Source organism: Actinomadura sp. NBRC 104425 (assembly GCF_030269545.1).
Lineage (GTDB): Bacteria > Actinomycetota > Actinomycetes > Streptosporangiales > Streptosporangiaceae > Spirillospora > Spirillospora keratinilytica.
Genome location: NZ_BSTN01000030.1, coordinates 65,431 through 75,071 on the forward strand (window position 1 = coordinate 65,431; position 9,641 = coordinate 75,071).

The 9,641-nt window shown below is 74.5% G+C and carries 12 protein-coding genes; 3 read left to right on the forward strand and 9 right to left on the reverse strand.

Going from position 1 to position 9,641, the window contains the following annotated elements; genetic code table 11:
- Nucleotides 1-64: 64 nt before the first annotated feature.
- From QSK22_RS29150 to QSK22_RS29180, 7 genes are all read right to left on the reverse strand, one after another.
- Nucleotides 65-1,159, reverse strand: a complete 1,095-nt coding sequence (locus QSK22_RS29150) for a hypothetical protein (protein WP_285497644.1) — start codon at nucleotides 1,157-1,159, stop codon at nucleotides 65-67.
- Complete coding sequence (locus QSK22_RS29155; RefSeq protein WP_285497645.1) at nucleotides 1,156-2,241, reverse strand: hypothetical protein; 1,086 nt, start codon at nucleotides 2,239-2,241, stop codon at nucleotides 1,156-1,158. Before QSK22_RS29155 ends, QSK22_RS29150 begins: the two co-directional genes overlap by 4 nt.
- A 66-nt stretch (nucleotides 2,242-2,307) precedes the next feature.
- A complete protein-coding gene (locus QSK22_RS29160) occupies nucleotides 2,308-2,934 on the reverse strand; it encodes a class I SAM-dependent methyltransferase (RefSeq protein ID WP_285497646.1) in 627 nt (208 codons plus the stop codon).
- A gap of 149 nt (nucleotides 2,935-3,083) precedes the next feature.
- Complete coding sequence (locus QSK22_RS29165; RefSeq protein ID WP_285497653.1) at nucleotides 3,084-3,980, reverse strand: NAD(P)-dependent oxidoreductase; 897 nt, start codon at nucleotides 3,978-3,980, stop codon at nucleotides 3,084-3,086.
- Nucleotides 3,981-3,988: 8 nt separating this feature from the next.
- On the reverse strand, nucleotides 3,989-4,585 hold the full coding sequence (locus QSK22_RS29170) for a TetR/AcrR family transcriptional regulator (RefSeq protein WP_285497647.1): 597 nt from the start codon (nucleotides 4,583-4,585) through the stop codon (nucleotides 3,989-3,991).
- Nucleotides 4,586-4,641: 56 nt separating this feature from the next.
- Entirely contained in the window at nucleotides 4,642-5,709 is a 1,068-nt protein-coding gene (locus tag QSK22_RS29175; protein WP_285497648.1) for a phosphotransferase enzyme family protein, read from the reverse strand.
- 104 nt (nucleotides 5,710-5,813) lie between these two features.
- Entirely contained in the window at nucleotides 5,814-6,215 is a 402-nt protein-coding gene (locus QSK22_RS29180) for a nitroreductase family deazaflavin-dependent oxidoreductase (protein WP_285497649.1), read from the reverse strand.
- Nucleotides 6,216-6,294: 79 nt separating this feature from the next.
- Between QSK22_RS29180 and paaI the strand changes: the two genes are divergently transcribed.
- Together paaI and QSK22_RS29190 are read left to right on the forward strand one after the other, a co-directional pair.
- Nucleotides 6,295-6,750, forward strand: a complete 456-nt coding sequence (gene paaI, locus QSK22_RS29185; protein ID WP_285497650.1) for a hydroxyphenylacetyl-CoA thioesterase PaaI — start codon at nucleotides 6,295-6,297, stop codon at nucleotides 6,748-6,750.
- Between the two features lie 84 nt (nucleotides 6,751-6,834).
- Nucleotides 6,835-7,701 (forward strand): LLM class F420-dependent oxidoreductase, encoded by an 867-nt coding sequence (locus QSK22_RS29190; protein WP_285497651.1) that lies wholly within the window; start codon nucleotides 6,835-6,837, stop codon nucleotides 7,699-7,701.
- 52 nt (nucleotides 7,702-7,753) lie between these two features.
- Here QSK22_RS29190 and QSK22_RS29195 read toward each other — a convergent pair whose 3' ends face one another.
- Nucleotides 7,754-8,620, reverse strand: coding sequence for a Sco1979 family transcriptional regulator (locus QSK22_RS29195; RefSeq protein ID WP_285497654.1), 867 nt, complete (start codon nucleotides 8,618-8,620; stop codon nucleotides 7,754-7,756).
- 578 nt (nucleotides 8,621-9,198) lie between these two features.
- Here QSK22_RS29195 and QSK22_RS29200 point away from each other — a divergent pair.
- The gene (locus QSK22_RS29200) at nucleotides 9,199-9,513 is read left to right on the forward strand and encodes a hypothetical protein (protein WP_285497652.1); all 315 of its coding nucleotides are present in this window, start codon (nucleotides 9,199-9,201) and stop codon (nucleotides 9,511-9,513) included.
- Here the strand turns inward: QSK22_RS29200 and QSK22_RS29205 are convergent.
- Nucleotides 9,510-9,641: integrase core domain-containing protein (locus QSK22_RS29205; RefSeq protein WP_285497655.1), on the reverse strand; the 132-nt coding region annotated here is incomplete at its 5' end. The genes QSK22_RS29200 and QSK22_RS29205 overlap by 4 nt on opposite strands.

The following is a 9,641-nucleotide window of genomic DNA, read 5'->3' on the forward strand; positions in this document are numbered from 1 at the left end:
GCGCCGCATCCCCTCCGGCCCGTCCATCACCGGGCCCCCTCCGCAGGTGTGCGCGGGGCGCGGGTCACGCGGCACCGTCCAGGGCCTCGCGGCGCAGGCGGGCGGCGGTACGCAGCTGCTCGGCGGTCTCGACCAGGTCGGGCGACGGCTCGATGGTGCCGTTCGCCAGCCCCAGCGCGGTGCCGATCGAGTCGACGCCGCCCAGGTCGTCGCGCACCGACCGGCCGAGCGCGCCCGTCGAGCCGCACGCGCGCGCCTCGTCCCGGCAGAAGAACGCCATCTCGCAGGTGGCCATGCACTCGGGCGCGTAGCGGGCCGCCACCGCCCGCACCGCCTCGGGCAGCGCGTCGCCGGGCGCGAAGGTCAGGTCGTCCGGCAGCTCCTCCAGGATGCGGTCGACGCGGGTGAGCCGCGCCAGCTGCCGCTCCAGCACGGCCAGCTGCGGCCGCACGTCCAGCAGCGACGCCGTCGGCCGGTTGGAGAAGTTCTCCGGGCACACCAGGAACACCTCGTGCGACACCCGGTCGGCGGGCGCGCCCAGCTCGGCCAGCAGGCGGCGCAGCGCCAGCACGTACACCGCGGACTGGCGGGCGGCGGCGGCCACCTGGTCCGGCTCGGCCTGCCCGTCGATCACCGCGAACGACTTGATCTCGATGACGTGGAAGCGCCCTTCGAGCTGGAAGGCGATGACGTCGGGCTCCAGGTAGGCGGGCTGCCCGGCGATGTCCAGCCGCAGCAGCGGATGGTCGAACAGCGTGCCCTCGCCCGACTCCAGCGCGCGCGCCAGCAGCCGCCGGGTGCGCGTGTAGCGCAGCTCGCGGCCCTCGTTGCCGCCGACCACCTCCAGGTCGTCGTAGGCGACCTCGGGCAGCCGCAGGCCAAGGCGGTCGCGCAGCAGGGTGAGCAGCTCGGCGCAACCGTCGGCCTTCACCTGCGCCTCGAACGCGTTGCCGCGCGTGATGGCGAACTGCGACTGGCCGAACTGCGCGGGGAAGCCCAGCGCGCGGGCGACGGCGTCCTTGTCCACCCCGGCCGCGTCCATCAGGCCGCGCCGCGCGCAGCCGGGGTTGGCGGTCAGCGCGGCGATGGTGCGGGCGTCGTGGTTGCGCGGCGGCGCGCCGCCGCGCAGCCGGTCGAGGGCGAGTGCGGTGTCGGTCATCGGTCGTCTCCGTTGCTGGCGCCGTCCGGACGGCGCCGCGGCGGGGCCGGGTCGCTCGTCCGACGGGAGGTGCGGGGTGCCGCCTCGCCGCCCGTGGCCGGCGCGGACGAGCGGCGCCGGGGCGTCTTCGTGCGCGACGCGGCGGCGGTGCTCTTGCGTGAGGCGGTGCTCTTGCGTGAGGCGGTGGCGGCGGCCCGGCGCCGGCGCGGCACCGCGGGAGCCGGGGCGCCCGATGGGACGCCGCCGGCGGCGGACGCGGCGGTGCGCATCGCCCGCAGGCGGGTGCCGAACAGCAGCTCGGCCTCGTCGAGCTGCGCGCGGGCCCGTTCGGCGGCCTGCCTGCGCTGGTCGCGGTCGGCCGCCTGGTGGATGTCGAGCTCGGCCCGCGCCGCCTCGGCCAGCACCGCCGGGTCGACGACGCCGACCACCCCCGTCGCCGGCGCGTCGGTCGCGCCGGGGATGTTGGTCGCGAACCGCCACAGCAGCCGCCGCACCTGCGGCGAGGAGGCCGCGTCGCCGCGCCCGGCGTGCTCGGCGACGCGCATCGCGGCGGTGAGGAAGTCGGTGCGCGGGCTGAGCGGCCCGACGATCCGCTGCTCCAGCGGCCAGGTGCTCACCGTCACCAGGCCGCGCGCCGCGGCGAGCAGGTCGGCGGTGAGCCCGGCGCACAGGTAGTACGGCCGGGCGTACGGGGCGGTGCGGAAGGAGCGCTCCTCGTCGCGGCGCAGGCTGGTCAGCCGCGCGCCCGGGATCTCGCCGGGGAAGAACGCCGCGTACACCGACCCGATCAGCTTGGGCGCGGCGGGCACGCCGAGCAGCGTGAGGGCCTGGTGGACCTGGTCGCGCACCGGCAGCAGCCCGCGCTCCGCGCCGCCGCCCGCCCAGGGGCGCTCGTCGGCGGGATCGCCGCCGTCGCCGAGCACCGCCTCGTCCCAGGCGCGTTCCGCGCCGCGCAGCTCGGCGCGCAGCGCGCGGGCCCGCACGCGGTCGCCGGCCGCCATGGCGCGCCGGACCGCGGCGCGCAGCTCGGCGATGCGCTCCTCCAGCGCGTCGGGGGTGAGCGCGTCGGGTGACGTCGGCATGCGGGTGAGACTAACGCAGCTTCCCGACAGTTCCAGTGTTTTCCAGTGATCAGTGTCGGGGAGGCGTCAGCGGGGCCTGCGCCAGGTGATCGAGTACCGCCACAGCGCGTGCCTGCGGAACCGCGCGCCGGGCAGCACCCGCAGCGCCTCGTCCCGCACCTCGCCCCACGTCATGTCGGGGTCGGCGACCGGCGCGCCCGGGTTCCGGGCGCGGTGCCGGTTGCGCCACCGGTGGAAGTGGTGCACCGGCACGGCCACGACGTCGTACAGCAGGTCGGCCAGCCCGCCGTTGCCGGCCAGGCTGATGACCACCAGGCTCCCGCCGGGGCGCAGCGCGTCGCGCATGGCGGTCAGGGCCGCCGTGAAGTCCATGTGGTGGATCGCCGCGACGCTGCAGACGAAGTCGAAGTGCCCGCGCGGCACGTCGTAGTCCAGGAAGTCGGCCTCGACGAACTCGACGTTGTCCAGGCCCGCGCTCAGCTCCCGCGCCCTGGCGATCATCTCGGCGGACGCGTCGACCCCGGTGACGTGCTCGGCGCGCGGCGCCAGCCGCCGCACCAGCAGGCCGTCGCCGCACCCCACGTCGAGGGCGGCGCGGCAGCCGCGCGGCACCGCGCTCAGCACCACGTCGTGGTAGTGCGTGTTGTGGTTCCAGTAGTCGTGCACCGGGTCCGGGGGCGCTGGAAGGGCCACAGGTCCTCCTGGGGGGCGGGCCGCGCGGGCCGGGCGCGGCGGTCGCGGTCGTCGCAGAGCCCTCACGATAACGATCATCGTGAAGGGGTCGGACCCTCCCGCCGCCCCGGCGCGCGCGTGCTCCCCGGACCGAGCGCGCATCCGGCCTTTCAGGCCGGGGAACTGGCGAAGTAGGCGCCGGCCATGTCGTCGTCGGCGTGGCCCTTGGCCTTGGCGCGGCGGAACCGCTCGCCGGCGGCCTCGTTCATGTCCACCCGGACGCCCGCCGCGGCCGCGGCCTCGCTGATGAGGCGGGTGTCCTTCTCGGCGTTGGCCACGGTGAAGCTGGGCGCGAAGTCGCCCGCCAGGATCGACTTCATCTTGGCCTGCAGGTACGGGCTGTCCAGGGGGCCGCCCGTGACGACCTCGCCGAACAGCGCCGGGTCCAGGTCGAGCGCCTTGACCAGCGCGAGCACCTCGCCCAGCACCGCCGTCAGCGAGATGGCGTAGCTGACGGTCGCCATCTTCAGCCGGGTGCCCGCGCCGGCCGCGCCGTCCTCGGCCAGCCACAGCGTCTTCTGGCCCACCGCGCCGAACACCGGCTCCAGCACCGCGCGCGCCTTCTGCGGGCCGGCCGCGAGGATGACCAGCTTGCCCTGCTCGGCGGGCTGCTTGGTGCCCTGCACGGGCGCGTCGACGAACGTGACGCCGTGCTCGGCGGCCAGGTCGGCCAGCGGCCGCAGCGCGTTCACCCCGACGGTGCTCATCTGCGCCCACACCTGGCCGGGCCGCAGCGCGGACGCGGCCTGCGACATGGCCGCGTGCACCGCCTCCCCGTCGCTGAGCATCGTGATGACGACGTCGGCGCCGTCGACCGCCTGCGCGGGGGAGTCGGCGACGGTCGCGCCGTCCGCGGCCAGCGGTTCGGCGCGGGAGCGGGTGCGGTTCCACACCCGCACCTCCAGCCCCGCCCTCGCCAGGTTGCGGGCCATCGGCGCTCCCATGATCCCGGTGCCCAGCACGGCGACAGAAGGCATGACACACTCTCCGAATAATTCTCGACCGATCGTTCAAATTATTGCGACGGGGCGGCCGGCAGGGCGCGCAGGGCGGCGTCGACCACGGCGGCCAGGCGCCGCCGGTCGGCGCCGGCCTTGCCCTGCACCCGCAGCCCCTGGATGGTGGTGACCACGAAGTCGGCCAGGGCCGTCACGTCGGCGTCCGGCGGCAGCTCGCCGCGGTCGCGGCCGCGCCGCAGCGCCGCCTCGACCAGCTCGGCCAGCAGGTCGAGCGCGCGGCCGACGACGCGCCCGGCCAGCGGGTCGCCCGGCAGGCGCTCCACGGCGGTGTTGGTCATCAGGCAGCCGCGCCGCTGCGGGTCGGCGACCGTCTCGTCCACCACCTCCAGCAGCAGGTCGCGCAGCACGGCGCGAACCGGCCCGCCGCGCTCCAGCCGCTGCCGCATGCACCCCAGCGACTCCTCGGCGTAGCGCCGCAGCGCCGCCTCGTACAGCCCGTCCTTGCTGCCGAACGCCGCGTACAGCGACCCCCGGCCGACGCCGGTGGCCGCCACCAGGTCCTGGACGGAGGTCGCCGCGTAGCCCCGCCGCCAGAACAGGTCCATCGCGTCGGCGACGGCCGCGTCCACGTCGAACTCGCGGGTGCGTCCCATGCCGCCGACCCTAGAATTTTCTGTAACGATCAGTCAAGTAAGGGCGGGTGTGCGGATCACCCGTAGGCGGGGGCCTCGTCGGAGACGTCGGTGTAGGGGGCGGCGAACAGTTCGAGGGTGCGGTCCAGATGCGCCGACCACCAGGTGACCAGCCCGGCCGGACCCGCGGGGGAGCGGTCGCCGGGGCGGTCGCCGGGGCGGTCGTCGCCCAGGTAGCGCTGCCGAAGCGGCGCCACGTCGCACAAAAGCTCCCACCACACCCGGTGCACCGCCGACTGGATCTGCCCCGCGTCCAAGGGGAACGCGGCGCGGTGGCCGCGGACGAACGCGCGCACGCGGTCCAGGTCGAGGCCGGGCTCGTCGTCGAAGGCGAACAGGGACGCGGCGGCGCGCACCACCTCGCCGGCGACCGGCCCGGTGGTCAGCGCGTCCCAGCCCAGCACGGCCGTCACGTTGCCCGACCCGCCGTAGCGCAGGTTCCCGGCATGGAACGCCCCGTGCAGGTGCCCCACCGTGCACACCTCGATCTCGGGCGGCTGGTGGTCGGCGAACTCGGTGAGCAGCTCGCGGCGCTCGCGCAGGCGGCGGGCGGTGAGCGCGTCGAAGTCGGTGCCGTCGCCCGGCAGCGCGTCCAGCATCCGGTCGACCGCGGCGATCGCGTCGGCGGCGCGCGGCGTGGGGACCAGCATGCTCTGCTGCACCGGCGCGGTGAGCCGGTCGAGCTCGGCGTGCAGGGCGCCCAGCAGCCCGCCCAGCCGCTCGCACTGGACGAACGTCAGCTCCAGCCCGCCGCGCCGCCGCCCCGCCACCCACGGATGCAGCGCGTACGCCGTTCCGGCCGAGGTGACGAGCGTGCGGCCGCCGCGCGCGGGCACCGGCGCCAGGACGGGCAGCCCCGCCGCGTCCAGCCCGGTCGTGACCGCGTGCTGGAACAGCAGCGCGCGCCGGTCGGCGCCGGTGTACCCGGTGAGCAGGTACGCCCCGTCGGCGGTGTCCACCCGCCAGCGCCGGCGGCCGGGCCGCTCGGCCACCGGGGTCGGCGCCCCGGTAGGCGCGCCGATCGGCCATCGCTTCAGCAGCCGCGGTGGAAGCTCGGTGTCGCAAGCGCTCTGTGACGTCGGCACCCCAGCACCTCGGTGGCCCTCGAACGGATGTTCACGTGCCGACGCTACACGTCCGCCCGGTGCGGCGGAAGCGGAACCGGCGGCGCGGTGCGCCCCGCGCTGTCTCAGCGGCGTTCGAGGACGACCACGGGGATGTCGCGGTCGGTCTTGCGCTGGTACTCCTCGTAGTCGGGCCAGGCGGCCACCATCGTCCGCCACAGCCCGGGCTTCTCCTCGGCGGTGGCGGTCCGCGCCCGCGCCGTGAACTTGTCGCCCTTGACCTGCACCTTCACCTCCGGGTCGGCCTGCAGGTTCAGGTACCACTGCGGATGCTCGGGCGCGCCGCCCTTGGACGCGACGACCACGTAGTCGTCTCCCGCCTTCTGGTAGATCAGCGGCGTCGTGTGCTCGCGGCCGGTACGGCGCCCCTTGGTGGTGAGCAGCAGGGTGACCGTGCCCTGCCAGTCGTGCCCCTCGGCCCCGTCGGTCTCCTGGTACCGCTTGACGTGCTCCTTGCCGAACAGCATGGGACTCCTCTCGGTCGGCGGGTGGCGGTGGATCGCCGAAGATCCTTACCCGGCCGGTGCGGAACAATACTCTGGGCGGATGAGCGAGGCGGCGGACACGGCGCGGCGGTGCGCCAAGGCGATGTACGAGCGGGACGAGGCGACACGGCACCTCGGCATGGAGATCACCGACATCGCGCCGGGGCGGGCGCGGGTGCGGATGACCGTCACCGGCGTGATGGCCAACGGGTTCGGCATCGCCCACGGCGGCTACGTGTTCCTGCTGGCCGACACGGCGTTCGCCTACGCCTGCAACACCCATGGCGCGGTCACCGTCGCGGCCGCCGCCGATGTGACCTTCGTGGCGCCCGCCCGCGCCGGCGACGTGCTGGAGGCGGAGGCGGTCGAACGCGTCCGCTACGGCCGCAACGGCGTCTACGACGTCACCGTGCGCCGGGTGGGCGACGGGGTCGTCATCGCCGAATTCCGGGGTAGGAGCCGCAGCAGGAACGAAAAAGTGATCGCCGAGGCGGAGCCGGACGGGCCGCGGGGCTGACGGCGCCGGGACGCGCGGCGCGGAATGCGGACGGCGCCGCCGCGGTTGTGGTGGTCCGTACTGATCAAGCGGAGCCGTAACGGCATGGGGGTGGCCATGGAACTCGGCCGGGTGGGCATCTGGAGCATCGAGCTGCGGTCGGACGAGCCCGCGGCACGTCCGCGGATCGCGGAGGCCGCGGCCGAACTGGAGGAACTCGGGTACGGCGCCGTCTGGCTGGGCGGCAGCCCGGGGGTCCACCACGCCAGGCCGCTGCTGGAGGCCACGTCCCGCCTGGTGGTGGCCACGGGCATCCTCAACATCTGGGAGTACGAGCCCGAGCGGGTGGCCGAGGAGCAGGCCCTGCTCGCCAAGGACCACCCGGGCCGGTTCGTGCTGGGCCTTGGCGCTAGCCACGGGCCCGCGATCGGAGCCAGGTACCAGCGGCCGTACACCAAGATGATCGACTACCTGGACCGGCTGGACGCCGCCGGATCGCCCGCCGCGCAGCGGGTGCTGGCGGCGCTCGGCCCGCGCATGCTGGCCGCGTCCCGCGACCGCGCGGCGGGCGCCCACCCGTACCTGGTCACGGCGGAGCACACCCGCAACGCGCGGGAGATCCTGGGCCCCGGCCCCGTGCTGGCGCCCGAGGTCAAGGTGGTGCTGGAGGACGACCTGTCCCGCGCCCGCGCCGCCGCCCGCGCCCATCTGGAGAGGTATCTGCGGCTGCCCAACTACACCGGCAACCTGCTGCGGCTGGGGTTCGCCGAGGAGGACTTCGCCGACGGCGGCAGCGACCGGCTGCTGGACGCGACGTTCGCGCTGGGCGGTGTCGACGCGGCGGTGCGGCGGGTCGACGAGCACTTCGCCGCGGGCGCCGACCACGTCGCCGTCCAGGTCATCACCGCGCAACGGCAGGGGTTGCCGACCCGCGAGTGGCGCGAACTGGCCGTGCTGAACGAGACGTCCTGACGCGGGGCCGGGTTCCGTCGAGGCCTGACGGTCCCGGGCGCGCCCCGGGACGTCAGGTCTCGCGCAGGACCTTGGTGAGGAACGTCGCCGTCTCGTCGGGGCGGTGGGCCGTCACGCACAGGTTGTTCATCGTGCGCATGTAGGTGTCGACGTCGGTCGGCTTGTCCAGGTAGAGGGCGCTGGTGAGCTGCTCGATGTACACCACGTCCGACAGGCCGGGCTCGGCGAACCGCAGGATCGTGAACGGGCCGCCCACCGCGGTGTGCCCGCCCGCCCCGAACGGCACGATCTGCAGGGTGACGTTCGGCAGCTCGCACATCGTGATGAGGTGCTCGATCTGGCCGCGCATCACCTCGCGGCTGCCGATGCTGCGGCGCAGCACCGACTCGTCCAGCACCGCCCACAGCGTGGGCGCGCCCGGCTCGGTGAACCGCTGCTGGCGGGTGAGCCGCACCTGCACGCGGCGCTCGATCTCCTCCTCGGCGGCCTCGGAGTGGCCGAGCAGCACCACCGAGCGGGCGTAGTCCTCCGACTGCAGCAGCCCCGGCACGAACTGCACCTCGTAGGCGCGGATCAGCGAGGCCGCCTCCTCCAGCCCCAGGTAGGGCTCGAACCAGTTGGGCAGCACGTCGCCGTAGCGGTGCCACCAGCCCGGCGTGTTGGCCTCGCGCGCCAGCTCCAGCAGCGGCGCGCGCTCCTCGGGGTCGGTCACGCCGTAGAGGGTGAGCAGGTCGGCGACGTCGCGCTCCTTGAAGCCGACCCGGCCCAGCTCCATGCGGCTGATCTTGGAGTGGGAGCCGCGGATCTCGTACCCGGCCTCTTCGGTGGAGATGCCGCGGGCCTCCCGCAACCGGCGCAGTTGCGCGCCGAGCAGGATGCGCAGCACGGTCGGACCGCCGCGGCGCGGGTAGTCGATCAGCCGGCCGGTGGGTGAGTCATCCTCGGCCGGAGGAGGAGTGGGGGCAGCTGCTTCCTGGGGCAAGGGGTCACCAGCCAGTCGACGGGCCCGCTCTCAGGCGGGAGATACGCGCCCCATGCTAGAGGATCGAATGGGTTTTGTGGGGTGCACACGAAAACACGCGGCGTCGCTGCGCCGCCGTGACAGCATGGAAGCATGCGGGCGGCCGAGGCTGCTCGGCCGTCACTGGAGTGCCGATGTGAACCGCTGGTCACAACTGTACGCCGCTTTCCCGCCGTTGGGCCCGAAAACCTTCATTTCCATATCTCATCTTTTCGGACCCCCGGATCGGGCTCCCACCTGCAGGGCGGCCCTCGCCGCGGCGCGGCGGACCGGCCTGCCGCGCCGCGGCGGTTCCCCGGGGCGCCGACCGAGTGACGAGAGCCCTGTGACGGTGGTCTCGTGACGGCGGTCTCGTGACGGCGGTCTCGTGATGAAGCTCTCGGCTCGCCCGGTGAACTCCGGGAAAGGCCGCCAAGTCCTTGTTGTTGAAGGCGATCCGACCATTCGGCGCTGACCGCCGCACAGTGGGAGAGATCATGAACGCGACACGTCACGACCTGCCGGAACCCGCATTCCTGACCTCGGGAAAGGTGGGCGAGGCGGAACGGGCGGCCGCCGGGGACGCGGTCCGCGAGGCGCTGGCCGGGACGCATGAGAGGATCCGGTCCGTGCGCGTCACCCTGAGCCTGGTCGACGACCCGTCCCTGCCGCGGCCCGCGCTGGCCCAGGCGATCGTGGAGACCGACGGCGGGCGCCTGCGCGCCCAGGCCGCCGCCCCCGGTCTCGCCGAGGCCATCGACCTGCTGCGCAGGCGCCTGTCCGTCCGGACGGCCCACCTGCGCGCGGGCTAGGTGTTCTGTCCTGACAGGTTGGTGACGCGGCTGGCGGGTGGGAGGCCGCCGAGTGCGGTGTGGCCGCGGTGATGGTTGTACATGTGCAGCCAGGGCGCAAGCGCGGCGCGGCGTTCGCTCTCGGAGGC

Coding starts and splice junctions, on each gene's coding strand:
- QSK22_RS29155 (WP_285497645.1), bottom strand. CDS start 2,241: ATGCCGACGTCACCCGACGCGCTCACCCCCGACGCGCTGGAGGAGCGC.
- QSK22_RS29170 (WP_285497647.1), bottom strand. CDS start 4,585: ATGGGACGCACCCGCGAGTTCGACGTGGACGCGGCCGTCGCCGACGCG.
- QSK22_RS29190 (WP_285497651.1), top strand. CDS start 6,835: ATGGGGGTGGCCATGGAACTCGGCCGGGTGGGCATCTGGAGCATCGAG.
- QSK22_RS29180 (WP_285497649.1), bottom strand. CDS start 6,215: ATGCTGTTCGGCAAGGAGCACGTCAAGCGGTACCAGGAGACCGACGGG.
- paaI (WP_285497650.1), top strand. CDS start 6,295: ATGAGCGAGGCGGCGGACACGGCGCGGCGGTGCGCCAAGGCGATGTAC.
- QSK22_RS29200 (WP_285497652.1), top strand. CDS start 9,199: ATGAACGCGACACGTCACGACCTGCCGGAACCCGCATTCCTGACCTCG.
- QSK22_RS29150 (WP_285497644.1), bottom strand. CDS start 1,159: ATGACCGACACCGCACTCGCCCTCGACCGGCTGCGCGGCGGCGCGCCG.